Below are 15,050 nucleotides of genomic sequence, written 5' to 3'. Positions count from 1 at the left end.
CGGGACCACCTCCCGGGGAGCCGCGTCCCCGGCCCTGGGCACCCCGTCCCTCGCCAATGAACTGCTGACGCTGGTCCCCAAGGCCACCGGCAAGCAGGCCATGAAGGACTTCAAGTCGGACCAGGAAGTGCGCTGGTGCCCCGGCTGCGGCGACTACGCGGTGCTCGCCGCGGTCCAGGGCTTCATGCCGCAGTTGGGCCTGGCGAAGGAGAACATCGTCTTCGTCTCCGGCATCGGCTGCTCCTCCCGCTTCCCGTACTACATGAACACGTACGGGATGCACTCCATCCACGGCCGCGCCCCGGCCATCGCCACCGGCCTCGCGACCTCGCGCCGGGATCTGTCGGTGTGGGTGGTCACGGGGGACGGCGACGCGCTCTCCATCGGCGGCAACCACCTCATCCACGCGCTGCGCCGGAACGTCAATCTGAAGATCCTTCTGTTCAACAACCGGATCTACGGACTGACCAAGGGTCAGTACTCCCCCACCTCCGAGGTCGGGAAGATCACCAAGTCGACGCCGATGGGCTCGCTGGACGCGCCCTTCAACCCGGTGTCGCTGGCGATCGGCGCGGAGGCGTCGTTCGTGGCCCGTACGGTCGACTCGGACCGCAAGCACCTCACGGAGGTGCTGAGACAGGCGGCGGACCACCCCGGCACCGCGCTGGTCGAGATCTACCAGAACTGCAACATCTTCAACGACGGCGCCTTCGAGGTCCTGAAGGACAAGGAGCGGGCCGAGGAGGCGGTGATCCGGCTGGAGCACGGGCAGCCGATCCGCTTCGGCGCGGAGGGCGCGAAGGGCGTCGTACGGGACCCGGCCACCGGCGACCTCCAGGTCGTGGCGGTCACCCCTGAGAACGAGTCGCGGATCCTGGTCCACGACGCGCACGCGGCCTCCCCGACGACGGCGTTCGCGCTCTCGCGGCTGGCGGACGCGGACACGCTGCACCACACGCCGATCGGGGTGCTGCGGAGCGTGCAGCGGCCGGTGTACGACACGCTCATGTCGGACCAGCTCGACGCGGCGGTCGAGAAGCACGGCAAGGGCGACCTGACGAAGATGCTGGCGGGCGGGGACACCTGGACGGTGGTCGGCTGAGGCCCTTCGTCCCCGGCCCGCGCGGTCACGTACGACGAGGCGTCGTCACGAGGCCGCCGCAGGATCGCGTATGACGAGGCGTCGTCACGAGGCCCGGATCCCCTGGTACGCCCCGGGGGTCCGGGCCTCGTCGTACGCCGAGCGGGTTCCGCTGCCGCCGTCGGCCTCGCGAGTTCCGCTGCCGCCGTCGGCCTCGCGGGTTCCGTCGTACGCCTCGCGCGCGGCGAAGACCTCGTCCGCGCACCCCCGCGTTCAGAGCGCGAGCCCCCGCACCCGCTCGGCCGCCGCCCGCCCCAGCGGGGTCAGGGTGTAGTCGACGCGGGGCGGGATGACGGGCTTGGCGTCGCGGTGGACGAAGCCGTCCCGCTCCAGCGTCCGGAGGGTCTGGGTCAGCATCTTCTCGCTGACGTCGCCGACCTCGCGGCGCAGCTCGCTGAAGCGGTACGAGCGCTCCAGCAGCGCGATGAGGACGAGCACGCCCCAGCGGCTGGTCACGTGCTCCAGGATCAGCCGTGAGGGACAGTTCCGCTGATGAGCACCGAACTCTTCACCGGACTCCGCACCGGACTTTTCACTGACTCTCATGCCAGTACCTTACTTCAAAGTGGGTACTTCCCCACAGTTAGCGCCCCTCCTAAGGTGAGTGCCAAAGAGAAGCGCCACCGCACCTCGCACGAAGCACAGACTTGGAGCCCCCCATGAGCATCGTCGTCACCGGAGCCACCGGACATCTCGGCCGACTGGTGGTGGACGCCCTGCTGGCGCGCGGCGTCCCGGCGGACGGGATCACCGCCGTCGTACGGAACAAGGAGAAGGCCGCGGAGGTCCTGCCGGCCGGTGTCGAGGTGCGGGTCGCCGACTACGACGACCCCGCCTCCCTGAAGGACGTCTTCCGCTCGGGCGACCGGGTGCTGCTGATCTCCGGCAGCGACGTCGGCAAGCGGGTGCCCCAGCACACCGCGGTGATCGAGGCGGCGAAGACGGCGGGCGTGGCCCAGCTCGCGTACACCGGGGTCCTCGGCGGCCCGGACGCCGACTTCGACCTGGCGGCCGACCACAAGACGACCGAGGAGCTGATCCTCGCCTCCGGACTGCCGTACACCTTCCTCCGCCACGGCTGGTACTCGGAGGTCTACACGGAGAACCTGGGGCCCGTCCTGGAGCACGAGGCCGTCGTCGCCGCGGCGGGCGAGGGCCGGCTGGCCTCCGCGAGCCGCGCGGACTACGCCGCCGCCGACGCCGTCGTCCTGACCACCGACGGTCACCTGAACAAGGCGTACGAGCTGAGCGGCGACACGGCGTGGTCCTTCGCCGAGTACGCGGCCGAACTCTCCCGCCAGACGGGCCGCACCATCGCGTACCGCTCCGTGGACGCCGCGACGCTGGAGGGCATCCTCACCGGCGCGGGCCTGCCCGGACCGTTCGCGGCGATCCTCGCCGATGTCGACCTCGCGGTCGGGCGCGGGCTGCTCTCCGCCACGCCGGGCGAGCTGGCGCGGCTGATCGGCCGGCCGACGACGCCGCTGGCGGACTCGGTGGCGGCGGCCCTGAAGGCGTGACGCCGAGGGCGTGACGCCCGACGAGGCGACGCCGAGGGCGTGACGACACCCTGAACGCTCTCCCCCACGCCCCGCACCCCACAACCCACCCTCCCCACACCCCCCGCCCTCGAATGTCATGACCGTATTCCGATACGAACATGACACCGCGCCCCGCGCCCCGCTACCTTCGACAGGCAGGGCGCGGGATGCGCGGGATGGTGCGGGATGGTGCGGGGGAGGCCCAGTGAAGTCATCGCCGGAGGCCGGACAGCCGGAGGGCGAGCAGCGGTCAGGGCTGCTGTACGGGATCGGCGCGTACGGGCTCTGGGGCCTGGTCCCGATGTACTGGCCGCTGCTCCAGCCGGCCGGGTCGACGGAGATGCTGGCCCACCGCATGGTCTGGTCGCTGGGCTTCGTCCTGATCACGCTGCTGGCGCTGCGCCGCTGGTCCTGGATACCCGGGCTGCTGCGCAGCCCCCGCAAGCTGGCGCTGATCACGGTGGCCGCGTCCACGATCACCGTCAACTGGGGCCTCTACATCTGGGCGGTCAACACCGGCCATGTGGTGGAGGCGTCGCTGGGGTACTTCATCAACCCGCTGGTGACCATCGCGATGGGCGTCCTGCTCCTCAAGGAGCGGCTGCGCCCCGTCCAGTGGGCGGCGGTCCTGGTGGGCGGCGCCGCGGTGGTGGTGCTCGCGGTGGGGTACGGCCGCCCGCCGTGGATCTCCCTGACGCTGGCCGCCTCCTTCGCGACGTACGGCCTGATCAAGAAGAAGATCAACCTGGGCGGGCTGGAGTCGCTGACGGCGGAGACGGCGGTGCTCTTCCTGCCCGCCCTCGGCTATCTGCTCTGGCTGGGCGCGACCGGCGCCTCCACCTTCGGCACCGAGGGCCCGGCGCATGTGGCGCTGCTGGTGTCGACGGGGCTGGTGACGGCCGTACCGCTGGTGTTCTTCGGCGCGGCGGCGATCCGCGTACCGCTGTCGACGCTGGGGCTGCTCCAGTACCTGGCCCCGGTCTTCCAGTTCCTGCTGGGCATCTTCTACTTCCACGAGGCGATGCCGCCGGAGCGCTGGGCGGGCTTCTCCCTGGTGTGGCTGGCGCTGGCCCTGCTGACCTGGGACGCCCTGCGGACGGCGCGCCGGACCCGGGCCGAGGCGGCGCGCCTGAGGACCATGGCGCGCCAGAAGCCCGCGCAGGAAGCCCCACAGCCACAGCAGCCACAGCAGCCACCGGCTCTGCCCCTCAGTGACACTCCCCCGTCCGCCCAAGGCTCTCGACAGGGGTAGCGCCGGGCCGGGACCACTGCGGTACGGGCCGGGAGGTCGGCCCCCAGGTGGCGGCCCCGTCGGCGTCCGTACGCCAGTACCAGCAGGGGGCCCGCGTCTCCGCCGGCCGCCCCTCCGGCTGCTCCTCCCAGGCCTCGCCGCGCCCGTACGGCGTCATGTCGAGCAGCCCGAAGGCCCCGCTGAACACCTCGCTGCCCCGGCCGGTCGTGGAATACGTGACGAACGTACGGTCGCCGTCCCGCAGGAAACTGGTGAGGTGCCCCATCCCCCCGCCGACCGGCTCCGCGAGCCCCCGCACCGAGTACCAGGGCTGCGTGTACCCCATGAACGCGGTGTACGGCGCGACCTCCTCCCAGGCCCCGGTCGTCAGAAAAGCGAAGGAGACCCCCCGGGCGTTCAGATACCCGACGGCGTCCTCCAGATGCCAGGCCGCCATGGTGCACCCCTCGCACTGCCCCTGGTGCGGCGCCCCGTCCCACCACATGTGCTGGTAGGTGAGCAGCTCGTCGCGCCCCTGGAACAGATCCAGGAACGGCACGCTCCCCTCGGCCCCCACCACCTCGACGGTCCCGTCGAACTCCACCATGGGCAGCCGCCGCCGGGCCGCCGCGATCGCGTCCCCCTCCCGCGTATGCGCCTTCTCCCGGACCAGCAACTCCGCCCGCGCCGCCCGCCAGGTCTCCGGATCGACGACGGGCGGCCTGCCGGGAAGCTCTCCGCTCACGGTGTCGCTCATGATGTCCCTCCAGCTCTCGTACGTACGTACCGACCGGCCCCCCGAAGCCCCCGCCACCAGCCTCACCACAACAGACCCGGCCCGCACCCGGAACTCATCGCGCCCCCGGCATCCCGCCGACGCCCACCGCCCGGTCCGGCCCCCCGAGCCAGACCTGTTGACCGCCGCCATCTCCCCCCACGGTGAGCCCGAAGCACTCCACTCCGGGCCTGCCCCGCTCCTCCCACCAGCGGTACGCCGCCTCCGTCTCGTCCCAGAGCCTGCGCGGCCCCGACTGGACCACGGCGTACTCGCTCGCCCCGGGTTCGTGGTCGGCCGTCGCCCAGGACCGGGTGTCGGTGCTGTAGGTCCAGAGGGTGTACGACCCGTCGCCGTACCGCTCGGCACGCCAGAAGGCGCCAGGAACCTGGACCCCGATCACGAACTGTTCGAGCCACCCTCCGATGGCGGCGGGGTCCAGCGTGCTCGTCCCCACTGACCCCGTCCGCAGGCCACGTCCGCCCCTTGAGGTAGGCGGCGAACGGCGGGCGCTCCGTACGCTGCTGCCGCAGGCGCATGAAGGCGCTGGACCGGGTGAACGGCCCGGATGCCGTACCGTCCTCCCCGACCACCAGCCGCACGATGTACTCACCGCCGTACTCGGTGCCCCACGGGGCCACGATCACCCCGCCCGGCCGGGTCTGCTCCACCCAGGCACGGGGCACTTCCCCGATCGAACAGGTGGCGACGACCCGGTCGTACGGTGCTCCTTCGGCGTACCCCGAGCGGCCGTCCCCGACGACGACCAGCGGGGATTCCGCTGCCCGCCGGAGGTTCCCGGCGGCGGCCCGGGCCACGCCCTCGTCGTACTCGACGCTGACCACGTTCGCGCCGCCCAGCCGGTGGGCGAGGAGTGCGGCGTTCCAGCCGGTGCCCGTGCCGATCTCAAGGACGCGGTGGCCCTCCCGTACGTCCAGGTCGGCGAGCATGGAGAAGACCATGCGCGGCATGGAGCCGGAGCTGGTGGGCGTGGCGCCCAGGCCGTCCCCACTGTGCGCGCCGTCGTCCCACTGCGTCGTGAGCGGAATATCGGAGTACACCGCCTCGGCCCACGCCCGGGGATCCCGGGCCCGGTCCACCAGCCCACCCTGCCGCGCGCCATCCGCCGTGCCCGGCCAGACCCGGTCGGGCACGAACCACTCCCGCGGCACCGCCTCGAACGCCGGCCCCCAGTCCGCGCCGATCGCCCCCCGCCGCCGCCAACGCGGAGGCGAGCCCCGAAGGCCCCGCCCCCTCTGCGCGTGTCGTCACCGGCACCTACCTGCCCGTCGCAGGACCGGAACCGTCGGACGTGTTCCCGCCCTCGTCGGATCCCCCGCCCCCGTGCTTGGCACCGCTGACCTTGGTCTGGGACATATTGCAGTGGCGAGCGAGCCAGGTCTGCGTCTTCCCGGCTCGCTTGCGCCGGCCTCTCAGCTCATGAGCCAAGTCCGATCGGAACCGGCCCAGCTTTTCGGGTTCAAAGCTCAAGGCCCTTCACGTACTCCTCGAAGGGCACCGACTCGGCTACCGCGATGCGCTGATATTCGATGAACCGAGCCGGGTCGCCCTCGTGAACCTCACGGTTGATCTGACGCCCGTCCGGGTGATAGTTCATCAGCACCACTTCAGAACGGTCGAAGAGCCAGAAGTCCTGAACCCCTTCCAGAGGGTTCACCTGGTCGGTCACATCCAGGATCCGGATCTGCTCACCCGCCAGCGCATGGGGCACGTAGTAGCGGGAGAACTCGAATCGCAGGTAATCCGAGAGCGGTTGAGTCACGACGTGCACGCGCCCCTGGGAACGCCCTTCCGTCACCTGCCGACGCAGCCGGTCCGTGTACTCGTCGGACACGGCCAAGGGGTCCACCCGGGCTCCGCCCTTGAACGCGGCGAACTCCTCTTCCTCCTGCGGCATGAGGTATTGCGGCAGCGTCTCCAGACGCCACGCCTCCCGCCGGAAACCTTCAAACCGCGCCGCCCACTCCTCACCAGCCAAGAGCACGTACGGCCTCCCTCAGCACGCTCTCGGGGATCTCCACGAGCTCTTCCCCTCGGGGCGGCTCGAAAGCCATGGAGACCTTCCCCTGAACAACTGACGAACCACTGGCGGAGCGATAGACGTTCGGGCAGTCGTCCTCCCCGCACTCCCCGTTGCCGTTTCCGGTGAGCCGGGTAAGTTCCTCACACCCCATATCGAACCCCCTTACATACAGGTCCGGTTGGACCCATTAGGCCAACGGTAGGGTGGCCGACCAGCGCCGTCTATCCGATACCGCCGGTATTCGCGTCATCGGGTAAATCCCGCCGCCACCAAGGTCGGAGCCGGAGCCGGAGCCGTTCGAACCAGCGGGGCTTCCGGTGGCCCGGGGCGCCGGAGCCGCGCGTCGGGAGGGAGCTGTATGCGGGCAGAGGTACGTACGCGGGCACGGGCAGCGCCCTGAGGAGGTAGAGCCCGCTGTCGTCAATGGCGCCGAGCACGAACTCCCCGCCGGCGGCAAGCCGCTCCCGGGCCGCCTTCTGCGCGGCGGGGTTGTGGCACCAGAACCGGAGCCCGGTGGAGGCGTCGGGGGTGCGCGCCGCCACCAGGGTCAAGGTGCCGTCGGGGATCCACCCCGAATGCGGCTGAGGGTCGAGGCCGTTGGCGATACGCCGGGCCTGGGCGCGGAGGAAGGTCAGGGCGTGCTCCGGCGACGTGGTCTGCCGGGCGGCGAGGAGGACCCGTACCCACGTACCGTTGATGGGCCCCTCGCACACTACGGTCACGTTGTAGTGCCGCCCGTTCACCTCTGCCTCCGGACGGGGGGCCGCTGCCTGCGGTGCAGTTCGGCGAGGGCCCGGAGCTGGGCCCGTTCCCGTTCGGAGGCCGGGCGCACGGAGATCAGCGCGGCCTGCCAGGTGTGCCCCGAGGGCCGGACCAGCCAGACCGTGTTCCCGGCGAACGACCTGATCACCCCGGGCATCTCCGTCCTGCGGTCGAACACCGCCGTGCCCAGGCCGAGTCCGGCCGGCGGAGCTGCGGCCTCCGTGGGGCGCCGCGGTCCTCGCCACGGCTCCGGAACGCGCGGCACGGCCGTCACCCCGCCACCCCCGCCCGGCGGTGCGGGTGCGCCGCGATCTGCCGGGCACAGTCGAGCGGGCTCACCGAACCGATCCCGCGCCGGGCATTGCCCCTGCGCGCATCCCACCAGGCACACAGATCACACCCGGGCACCGGAACAAGGTCGACCGGCGGACACACCTCGGCGGGCGAAACCCCCGGCCGACTCGGCTCGTCGGGGGGCGGCTCATGGCGGGTGGGGGTGCGCGGGGGTTTCTGCGGCTCGGCGGTGACGCTGTCACTGGACATGACCGTTCCTCTCCGTAGCGAATCCACTACTCAGGGCGGCCAGCGTCGCGTAGAGTCCAGATGTCTTCAACTTACTGAAATAGGTGGGAGAGTCGGGTACCCAATGGCGAATCGAAAGGAACTGGACCCCGAGCAGTCGCCGAGCGCTGCCTTCGGGGCACGTCTCCGCAGCTTGCGGGATGAACGCGGTTGGACTCAGGTGGAGCTGGCCGAGCGGATGGGGTGCTCCGGTGCGCACATTTCTGCCGTGGAAACTGGGCAGAGAAAACCAACTCAACAGTTCGCGGCAAGTGCCGACAGGGCCTTGGGAACAGGAGATCGACTCCAGCGCCAATGCCAGGCCGTCAGGTACAGGGCGTTACTGGAGGGCTTTCCGGAGTACATCGCCCATGAGGCACGAGCAACAGAGATCAGGCTCTACGAGGTTGGTGTCATACATGGCCTGCTCCAGACACATGAGTACGCGTCAGCGATCGGAGACAGCGCCGTCAAACGGGGCGTCGCTACACGGGAACAGGCCGATGAACGGATTGCGCTGATTGCCCAGCGCCAAGCGTCACTCACCCGAACTCCACCCCCGCTGGTCTTTGTCGTGCTCGACGAAAGCTGCCTCCGCCGCCCGATCGGGGACAGCACTCTCATGGATGCTCAGTTCGCTCGACTCATCGAGTTCGCCGAGCGGCCGAACACCGTGTTTCAGATCGCCCCCTTCGACCTCGGGGTTCGCCGCCCGTTGACTCTGCCGGTAACCCTGCTCACCTTGCCGGACCGCTCGCTCATGTCGTACGCGGAGTCCGCTCATCGGGGCCACCTGGAGCGGGACACCACAACGGTCCTTCCCCTCCTGACGGATTACCATCAACTACAGGCCGAGGCGCTGCCACGTGCGGCGTCCGTGGACATGATCCGCCAGTTGCGAAAGGGCAGCCCATGACGACCGAATCCCCCCTCTGGTTCACGTCCTCCTACAGCGAGAACGGCGGTCAGTGCATCGAGGTCGCCACCAACCTCGCGGCGACACACGGCACCGTCCCGGTCCGGGACTCCAAGAACCCCCACGGCCCCACCCTCGCCCTCACCCCGAACACCTGGACAGCATTCGTCAGCGGCGTCCGGCAGGGTGGTTTCTCCGGGGTCTGACGTGTCGGTCAGGGCATGGCGCAGTGCCGTCGGGGAACCGTTGCGGGCTGTTTCGCGTGACTTGTTGGTGTGATTTCGGCCAACGGTAGGGGGAACCGGGTGAGGGCTCGGGCGATGGTGACGGCGGCGATGTCCGTCTGCGTGGCGCTGGGCGTGGGGGGCTGCGGGCCGGAGAAGGGTGGGGCGGGTGGAGCCGGTGACGGGGCTTCGCCGTCCGGGGACGTTTCGGCGTCGGCCGCGCCGTCCGCTGCCGCCAGTAGCGAGGCGCCGCCCGCGGAGCCGACCGGTGAGCAGCCCGGGGTCCAGAGCAAGGAGGGCGCGATCAAGCGGTACGAGGAGTATCTGCGCGCCCTGGGGCACGAGGACATCGACACGGTCTGCGATATCGCCGGGCCCGCCGCGAAGAAGGCGGAGGACCAGGGGTTCGGGCCGTGTACGTCGACCTTCCGCTTCACGTTCCAGATGATCTCGCCCGCGCAGAAGACCGCTCTGAAGACGGCGACGGTGGATCCGGGACAGGTCGTCGAGGGGGCGTCCGGCAAGATCGACATCCCGAAGGAGGCGATCAAGGCACCCGCGACGTTCGGGGAGGACGAACTCGGGGACAGCACCCTGGAGTACCTCAAGAACAACTGGTACATCACGGGCTGAGAGGCTGCGTCGGTGCGTCGGTGGCGCGGTGGGCCGGTGGGTACGGAGAGGCGTGTGGGAGGGGGAGATGACGGCAGCGCAGGTGGCCGGAGCTGAGCGGGGCATGGAGCGGGGCTCCGGGCCGGCTGTCCGGATCGGGGTGCTCGCTCCGCTGAGCCGGCCCGGCTGGGTCGAGGCGGGGCGGCATCTGCTCGCCGGGTTCGAGCTCGCCGTACGTGAGGTCGGCGACGCGGGCGGCGTCGGAGGAAAGCCGCTCGAACTGGTCGTCCGGGACACCGCGGCCGACCCGGAGCGGGCCTCGGCGGCCGTCGAGGAGCTGGCGCGCCTCGGGGTCGCCTCGCTGGCCGGGGAGTATCACAGCGTCGTCGCGCGCGCCGTCGCCGCCCGGGCCGACGCGCTCGGCCTGCCGTACCTCTGCTCCTCGGCGGTGCTCGACGCGCTCACCGAGCGGCCGGCGGACCGGGTCGCGCGGCTCGCCCCGGCACAGTCCCACGGCTGGCGGATCTACGCGGACTTCCTGCTCGGAGCGGGCCACCGGGACATCGCCGTGGCGGCCCAGCCAAGTCTCTACTGGGCGACCGGGATCCGTATCCTGCGCGAGCACCTCGCCCCGCGCGGCGGCAGCGTCACCGAACTCGGCACGCTCGACCCCGCCGCCGTCTGCGACGAACTGGCCGGCCACCGCGCCACCGCCCTCCTGTTGCTGACCGGCCATCCGGAGCCGGCCGTGCCGATCGTCACGTCCGTACGCCGTGATCCGCGCCTCGCGGAGACCCTGATCGGGGCGCCGGCCGGGCAGCCGGAGTTCGCCTCATGGGCGGAGCTGCTGGGCCCCGACGGCGCCGCGATCCCGTTCCTGCGCTATCTGCCCGAGCGGTTGGGGCCTCTCGGTGTACGGGTCGGGGCGGCCCTGCGGGAACGGCTCGGCGAGGCGGCCTCCTTCGTCGCCTTCGAGGGGTACGACACGGTCACCGTCCTCGCCGAGGCGCTCCGCTCCCCGGGCGGGGTGTCGTGGGAGGGCGTCTCGGCCGAAGGCACCCGTGGGCGCGTCGCGTTCTCCCGTACGCCGGGTAGCGGCGTCTGGCAGTGGGCCGGGGCGCCCGTCCAGGTCGTCGACCGGGACCCGGCGGAACCCGGGCGTTTCCGCGTCCTCCACACGGGGTGAGCCGGTCGGCATCGGAGGGCGACCAGGGGCTGTCCGAGCCGTCAGAGGGTGGCGAGCAGGGCGTTGAGCGGGGGCGGGGTCCGGTCGGGGGCCAGGGCCTCGGTCAGGACGCGGCCGTACTGGATCTTGCGGCCCTTCTTCGTGCCGAGGAACCGCCTGAGCCGCTGGTGCGGGGTGCGGCCCCGCTGGGCGGGCTGGCGCAGAAAGGTCCGGACGGGGCGCAGGTCGCCTTCCGCCTCGATCAGCTCCATCACCCTGGGCACGCCCAGTGCCCGGATCAGCTCGTCCTCCAGGTCCGCCGTGCAGACGAAGAAGGCCGACCGCGCCGCGCCGGTCTGCTCGAAGCCGCGTACGTAGTAAGGGCGTTCCGCCTCGTCGCACAGGCCCGTGAGGCGCAGACCCAAGCCGGGTGAGCCGAGGAGCCCGGCGTAGCGCCCGACGCTCATCGCCCCGCCCATCGGGAGGACGCAGATCCCCTCGGCCGCCAGGTCCCGGCCGCGCCGTTCGGCCAGGGCCTCGACCGCCGCCGCGTCGCTCGGCCCTTCGAGCAGGACCGCCGTACGGACAGAGAGCCGTACGGCCGACTCCCGTACCAGATCCTCAAGGCCGCGCGGGTCGCCTGGGGCGCCCGCGTCGTTCGCCGCCCACGCGGTGACCATGTCCCGGAACGCTCCCATGCCGGCCATGCGACGAGTCTCGGTCCGTACCGGCCGCCGCGCGAGGGGATTTCCAGGAGGCGAGGGGATTTCCGGGGGCGCGCGGGCCGGGGGCGAGGGCGGGCGGCTGGTCCGGCCTGTCGTGTCCGCTGAGCGGACATCGACGCCCGGTTCGCGCTCTTGACGGTGGGTCACGCTCTCACCCACCATTCAGCACGCACAGCGCCCCACGTTCCTCATGACGTGGGGCGTCTTGCGCGTTTCGTCCTGTTGTTCCCGTCGTCCTTCGGAATTCGGAGCCCCCCACATGACGTTCATGACGTTCTCCGTTCCTCGAATACGCCGTACCACCGCCACCCTGACCGCCGCCGCCACCGGGCTCGCGCTCGTCGGGCTGCTCGGCGCCGCCACCCCGGCTCCGGCCGCCACCACCGCGCCGGCCGCCGCCGCGCCGGCCGCCGCCGCGCCGGCCGGTGCGCTCGCCGCGCCGGACATTCCGCTCGCCAACGTCAAGGCGCACCTGACGCAGCTCTCCTCCATCGCCGCCGCCAACGGCGGCAACCGCGCCCACGGCCGCGCCGGTTATCTCGCCTCGGTCAACTACGTGAAGGGCAAACTGGACGCCGCCGGGTTCACCACCACCGTCCAGCAGTTCACCTCCAACGGCGCCACCGGCTACAACCTGATCGCCGACTGGCCCGGCGGGGACCCGAACCAGGTCGTCATGTCCGGCTCGCACCTCGACTCCGTCACCGCGGGCGCCGGCATCAACGACAACGGCTCCGGCTCCGCGGCCGTCCTGGAGACCGCGCTCGCCGTATCCCGCGCGCAGCTCACCCCGGCGAAGCATCTGCGGTTCGCCTGGTGGGGCGCGGAGGAGCTGGGGCTGGTCGGCTCGCGGTACTACGTGAACAACCTGCCCACCGCCGAACGCGCCAAGATCAGCGGCTATCTGAACTTCGACATGATCGGCAGCCCGAACCCGGGCTACTTCGTCTACGACGACGACCCGGTCATCGAGCAGACCTTCAAGAACTACTACGCGGGCCTCGGCATCCCCACCGAGATCGAGACCGAGGGCGACGGCCGCTCCGACCACGCGCCGTTCAAGAACGTGGGCATCCCGGTCGGCGGGCTCTTCAGCGGCGCCGACTACATCAAGACCGCCGCACAGGCGCAGAAGTGGGGCGGCATCTCCGGGCGGGCCTTCGACACCTGCTACCACCGGTCGTGCGACACCCTGGCGAACATCGACGACACCGCGCTCGACCGGAACAGTGACGCCATCGCGTACGCCGTCTGGGCGCTCTCCGGAGCCTGACCCCGCCCTCACCGGCCTGACCGGCCCTGGGTGATCCGGGCCGGCCCTGGGTGATCCGGGCCGGCCGACCCGGTCCGGTGACCGACCCGGGCCGGGCCGGCCGACCCCGGGCCGGGCCTGGCCGACGCCGGCCGGGCCGGCTGGCCCGGGCCAGTCGGGCTCCGGCCCGGGTCAGCTCGTGATATCGCGGGTCGTGAGGCGCGCCCACGCCGCCGAGCCGAACACCGCCGCGTACACCGCCTGGAGCCCCAGGTTCCTCGCGATGCCGTCGCCCAGGACGGGCTCGCGGAGCAGGTCCGCGAAGGAGAGCCAGTCGTGGGTGAAGAGATACGGCTGTACGGCGTGGAGCTGCGGGATCGCGTCCAGGATCTGCACCGTGATCAGCAGCCCGACCGTCGCCGCCATCGCGGCTATCCCGCTGTTGGTCAGGGTGGATATGAAGAGGCCCAGCGCCGCGAACCCGATCAGCGAGCCCGCCACCACCAGGGCGATCAGCGCCGCCCGCGCCATGCCCTCGCCGAAGGAGATCCGGACGCCGGAGATCGTGGTGACGTCACCGAGCGGGAAGAGCAGCGCGCCGACGGCGAGTGCCGAGGCGGCCACGACCGCCGTGGCGACCAGGCAGAACGCCAGGGTGGTGGCGTACTTGACCAGCAGCAGGCGGGTCCGGCCCGCCGGGGCGACCAGCAGATAGCGCAGCGTCCCGCCGTTCGCCTCGCCCGCGATCGCGTCGCCCGCTATGACGCCGACCGCCATCGGGAGGAAGATCGGCAGCGTCGCCGCGAGCGCGGCGAAGACCAGGAACAGCCCGTTGTTGGTGACCTGCCCGATAAAGGGAGGCCCGCCTCCCGGGCCGCCCCCGCCCCCGCCGTCCCCCGTCTCGATCTTCACCGCGATGCCGATGAGGACCGGGAAGGAGGCGAGCACGCCCAGCAGTGCCAGGGTCCGCCACCGCCGGAAGGTGACGCTCAGCTCGGAGCGGAGCAGCCCGAAGGTCCAGAGCGGCCGGGGCCGCGCCGCCTCGGGGCGCCGGGCCTCAGGATCCTGAGGCGCCGCGTCCGGATTTCGGGGCGCCTCCTCGGGATCCTGGTGCGCCGTGCCCGTATCAGCCCGCGACATCGAAACCCTCCCCCGTCAGCGCGACAAACGCGTCCTCCAGCGAGGCGCGCTCCTGGCCGAAGGCCCGTACCCGGACGCCGGCGCCGACCAGCGCCGCGTTCAGCTCGGCCGGGTCCACCGCCGTGCCCTCGGCCGTCGGCAGCTCCCCGGTGACCCGGTCCTCCACCACGGCCACGCCCGTGACCCCGTGTTCCTTGAGCACCCGGGCCGCCTCGGCCGGGTCCGGGGTGGTGACGGCGAGTCTGCCCCGGGTGCCGGCCGCCAGCTCGGCGACCGTGCCCTGGGTGATCAGCCTGCCCTGGGTCATCACGGCGGCATGGGTGCAGACCTGCTCGATCTCGTCGAGGAGGTGGGAGGAGAGGAAGACCGTCGTACCGTCCGCCGCCAGCTCCCGCACCAGCGTCCTGATCTCCCGCATGCCCTGCGGGTCGAGCCCGTTCGTCGGCTCGTCCAGCACCAGCAGGGCGCGGGGCCGCAGCAGCGCCGAGGCGAGTCCGAGCCGCTGCTTCATCCCCAGGGAGTACGCCTTCGCCTTCTTGCCCCCGGCCGCCGTCAGCCCGACGCGCTCCAGCGCCCCGTCCACCCGCGCGGCACGGGTCCGGGGATCGGCCGTCGGGTCGGCGCTGTCGTACCGTACGAGATTCTCCCGGCCGCTCAGATGTCCGTACAGCGCGGGCCCCTCGATCAGCGCGCCCACCCGGGGCAGCACCGTCCGCGCGGCGCGCGGCATCCGGTGGCCCAGGAGGGCGGCCGAACCCGCCGTCGGTTCAATCAGGCCCATCAGCATCCGGATGGTGGTGGTCTTGCCGGAGCCATTGGGCCCGAGGAAGCCGAAGACGCTGCCTGCGGGCACCGTCAGGTCGAGGCGGTCGACGGCGAGCTGCCCGCCTCCGTACCGCTTGGTCAGGCCGCGCGTCTCGATGACGGCGCCGGTCCCCTCGGTCATCCTGTCCCCCTCCCG

The 15,050-nt window shown here is 71.5% G+C and carries 17 protein-coding genes and 3 pseudogenes; 8 read left to right on the top strand and 12 right to left on the bottom strand.

Features of this window, described 5'->3' with window-relative positions:
* Window positions 1-100 precede the first annotated feature (100 nt).
* Window positions 101-1,102, top strand: a complete 1,002-nt coding sequence (locus tag AB0O07_RS28940) for a 2-oxoacid:ferredoxin oxidoreductase subunit beta (protein ID WP_365638744.1) — start codon at window positions 101-103, stop codon at window positions 1,100-1,102.
* Between the two features lie 255 nt (window positions 1,103-1,357).
* Here AB0O07_RS28940 and AB0O07_RS28935 read toward each other — a convergent pair.
* Window positions 1,358-1,687, bottom strand: a pseudogene (locus AB0O07_RS28935) (helix-turn-helix domain-containing protein); the annotation flags it as partial.
* A 113-nt stretch (window positions 1,688-1,800) separates the two neighbouring features.
* Here AB0O07_RS28935 and AB0O07_RS28930 point away from each other — a divergent pair.
* Both AB0O07_RS28930 and rarD read left to right on the top strand, forming a co-directional pair.
* Window positions 1,801-2,661 (top strand): SDR family oxidoreductase, encoded by an 861-nt coding sequence (locus tag AB0O07_RS28930; RefSeq protein WP_365638630.1) that lies wholly within the window; start codon window positions 1,801-1,803, stop codon window positions 2,659-2,661.
* Window positions 2,662-2,887: 226 nt separating this feature from the next.
* The gene (rarD, locus tag AB0O07_RS28925; RefSeq protein ID WP_365638629.1) at window positions 2,888-3,934 is read left to right on the top strand and encodes an EamA family transporter RarD; all 1,047 of its coding nucleotides are present in this window, start codon (window positions 2,888-2,890) and stop codon (window positions 3,932-3,934) included.
* Here the strand turns inward: rarD and AB0O07_RS28920 are convergent.
* The 8 genes and pseudogenes from AB0O07_RS28920 to AB0O07_RS28885 form a co-directional block, all read right to left on the bottom strand.
* Window positions 3,891-4,670, bottom strand: a complete 780-nt coding sequence (locus tag AB0O07_RS28920; RefSeq protein WP_365638627.1) for a DUF899 family protein — start codon at window positions 4,668-4,670, stop codon at window positions 3,891-3,893. The genes rarD and AB0O07_RS28920 overlap by 44 nt on opposite strands.
* 94 nt (window positions 4,671-4,764) lie before the next feature.
* Window positions 4,765-5,145 carry a hypothetical protein gene (locus AB0O07_RS28915; protein ID WP_365638762.1) on the bottom strand — a complete coding sequence of 127 codons (381 nt, stop codon included), beginning with the start codon at window positions 5,143-5,145 and terminating at the stop codon, window positions 4,765-4,767.
* Between the two features lie 169 nt (window positions 5,146-5,314).
* Window positions 5,315-5,749, bottom strand: a pseudogene (locus AB0O07_RS28910) (methyltransferase domain-containing protein); the annotation flags it as partial.
* 217 nt (window positions 5,750-5,966) lie between these two features.
* A complete protein-coding gene (locus AB0O07_RS28905; RefSeq protein WP_365638624.1) occupies window positions 5,967-6,137 on the bottom strand; it encodes a helix-turn-helix transcriptional regulator in 171 nt (56 codons plus the stop codon).
* A 31-nt stretch (window positions 6,138-6,168) separates the two neighbouring features.
* Window positions 6,169-6,693, bottom strand: coding sequence for a DUF6879 family protein (locus AB0O07_RS28900; RefSeq protein ID WP_365638622.1), 525 nt, complete (start codon window positions 6,691-6,693; stop codon window positions 6,169-6,171).
* Entirely contained in the window at window positions 6,677-6,883 is a 207-nt protein-coding gene (locus AB0O07_RS28895) for a hypothetical protein (protein WP_365638619.1), read from the bottom strand. The genes AB0O07_RS28900 and AB0O07_RS28895 overlap by 17 nt, the downstream gene beginning before the upstream one ends.
* A 70-nt stretch (window positions 6,884-6,953) precedes the next feature.
* Window positions 6,954-7,475 carry a hypothetical protein gene (locus AB0O07_RS28890; protein WP_365638616.1) on the bottom strand — a complete coding sequence of 174 codons (522 nt, stop codon included), beginning with the start codon at window positions 7,473-7,475 and terminating at the stop codon, window positions 6,954-6,956.
* On the bottom strand, window positions 7,472-7,759 hold the full coding sequence (locus AB0O07_RS28885) for a hypothetical protein (protein WP_365638613.1): 288 nt from the start codon (window positions 7,757-7,759) through the stop codon (window positions 7,472-7,474). The genes AB0O07_RS28890 and AB0O07_RS28885 overlap by 4 nt, the downstream gene beginning before the upstream one ends.
* Before the next feature lie 381 nt (window positions 7,760-8,140).
* On the opposite strand from AB0O07_RS28885, the gene AB0O07_RS28880 reads away from it, so the two are divergent.
* The 4 genes from AB0O07_RS28880 to AB0O07_RS28865 all read left to right on the top strand — a co-directional run bounded on the left by AB0O07_RS28880 (window position 8,141) and on the right by AB0O07_RS28865 (window position 10,993).
* Complete coding sequence (locus tag AB0O07_RS28880) at window positions 8,141-8,971, top strand: helix-turn-helix transcriptional regulator (protein WP_365638611.1); 831 nt, start codon at window positions 8,141-8,143, stop codon at window positions 8,969-8,971.
* On the top strand, window positions 8,968-9,177 hold the full coding sequence (locus AB0O07_RS28875; RefSeq protein WP_365638609.1) for a DUF397 domain-containing protein: 210 nt from the start codon (window positions 8,968-8,970) through the stop codon (window positions 9,175-9,177). The genes AB0O07_RS28880 and AB0O07_RS28875 overlap by 4 nt, the downstream gene beginning before the upstream one ends.
* Window positions 9,178-9,276: 99 nt before the next feature.
* Complete coding sequence (locus tag AB0O07_RS28870) at window positions 9,277-9,828, top strand: hypothetical protein (RefSeq protein ID WP_365638607.1); 552 nt, start codon at window positions 9,277-9,279, stop codon at window positions 9,826-9,828.
* A gap of 67 nt (window positions 9,829-9,895) precedes the next feature.
* The gene (locus AB0O07_RS28865) at window positions 9,896-10,993 is read left to right on the top strand and encodes an ABC transporter substrate-binding protein (RefSeq protein WP_365638604.1); all 1,098 of its coding nucleotides are present in this window, start codon (window positions 9,896-9,898) and stop codon (window positions 10,991-10,993) included.
* 41 nt (window positions 10,994-11,034) lie between these two features.
* Here the strand turns inward: AB0O07_RS28865 and AB0O07_RS28860 are convergent, their stop codons facing one another.
* Window positions 11,035-11,679, bottom strand: coding sequence for a TOPRIM nucleotidyl transferase/hydrolase domain-containing protein (locus tag AB0O07_RS28860; RefSeq protein WP_365638602.1), 645 nt, complete (start codon window positions 11,677-11,679; stop codon window positions 11,035-11,037).
* 286 nt (window positions 11,680-11,965) lie between these two features.
* On the opposite strand from AB0O07_RS28860, the pseudogene AB0O07_RS28855 reads away from it, so the two are divergent.
* A pseudogene (locus AB0O07_RS28855) lies at window positions 11,966-12,961 on the top strand (M28 family metallopeptidase); the annotation flags it as partial.
* Window positions 12,962-13,141: 180 nt separating this feature from the next.
* Here the strand turns inward: AB0O07_RS28855 and AB0O07_RS28850 are convergent.
* Both AB0O07_RS28850 and AB0O07_RS28845 read right to left on the bottom strand, forming a co-directional pair.
* Entirely contained in the window at window positions 13,142-14,089 is a 948-nt protein-coding gene (locus AB0O07_RS28850) for an ABC transporter permease (protein WP_365638600.1), read from the bottom strand.
* Window positions 14,076-15,035, bottom strand: coding sequence for an ABC transporter ATP-binding protein (locus tag AB0O07_RS28845; RefSeq protein ID WP_365638598.1), 960 nt, complete (start codon window positions 15,033-15,035; stop codon window positions 14,076-14,078). The genes AB0O07_RS28850 and AB0O07_RS28845 overlap by 14 nt, the downstream gene beginning before the upstream one ends.
* Window positions 15,036-15,050 lie beyond the last annotated feature (15 nt).

The organism is Streptomyces sp. NPDC093085 (assembly GCF_040683935.1).
In the GTDB taxonomy this organism is placed as follows: Bacteria; Actinomycetota; Actinomycetes; order Streptomycetales; family Streptomycetaceae; genus Streptomyces.
Note: the sequence above shows the minus strand (reverse complement) of the source record. Positions and strands in the feature narration are given on the sequence as shown.

Excerpts from the sequence above, each read along its gene's own strand:
- AB0O07_RS28940 (WP_365638744.1), top strand. The coding sequence starts at position 101 with ATGAAGGACTTCAAGTCGGACCAGGAAGTGCGCTGGTGCCCCGGCTGC.
- AB0O07_RS28930 (WP_365638630.1), top strand. The coding sequence starts at position 1,801 with ATGAGCATCGTCGTCACCGGAGCCACCGGACATCTCGGCCGACTGGTG.
- AB0O07_RS28920 (WP_365638627.1), bottom strand. The coding sequence starts at position 4,670 with ATGAGCGACACCGTGAGCGGAGAGCTTCCCGGCAGGCCGCCCGTCGTC.
- AB0O07_RS28895 (WP_365638619.1), bottom strand. The coding sequence starts at position 6,883 with ATGGGGTGTGAGGAACTTACCCGGCTCACCGGAAACGGCAACGGGGAG.
- AB0O07_RS28880 (WP_365638611.1), top strand. The coding sequence starts at position 8,141 with ATGGCGAATCGAAAGGAACTGGACCCCGAGCAGTCGCCGAGCGCTGCC.
- AB0O07_RS28875 (WP_365638609.1), top strand. The coding sequence starts at position 8,968 with ATGACGACCGAATCCCCCCTCTGGTTCACGTCCTCCTACAGCGAGAAC.
- AB0O07_RS28865 (WP_365638604.1), top strand. The coding sequence starts at position 9,896 with ATGACGGCAGCGCAGGTGGCCGGAGCTGAGCGGGGCATGGAGCGGGGC.
- AB0O07_RS28860 (WP_365638602.1), bottom strand. The coding sequence starts at position 11,679 with ATGGCCGGCATGGGAGCGTTCCGGGACATGGTCACCGCGTGGGCGGCG.
- AB0O07_RS28850 (WP_365638600.1), bottom strand. The coding sequence starts at position 14,089 with ATGTCGCGGGCTGATACGGGCACGGCGCACCAGGATCCCGAGGAGGCG.
- AB0O07_RS28845 (WP_365638598.1), bottom strand. The coding sequence starts at position 15,035 with ATGACCGAGGGGACCGGCGCCGTCATCGAGACGCGCGGCCTGACCAAG.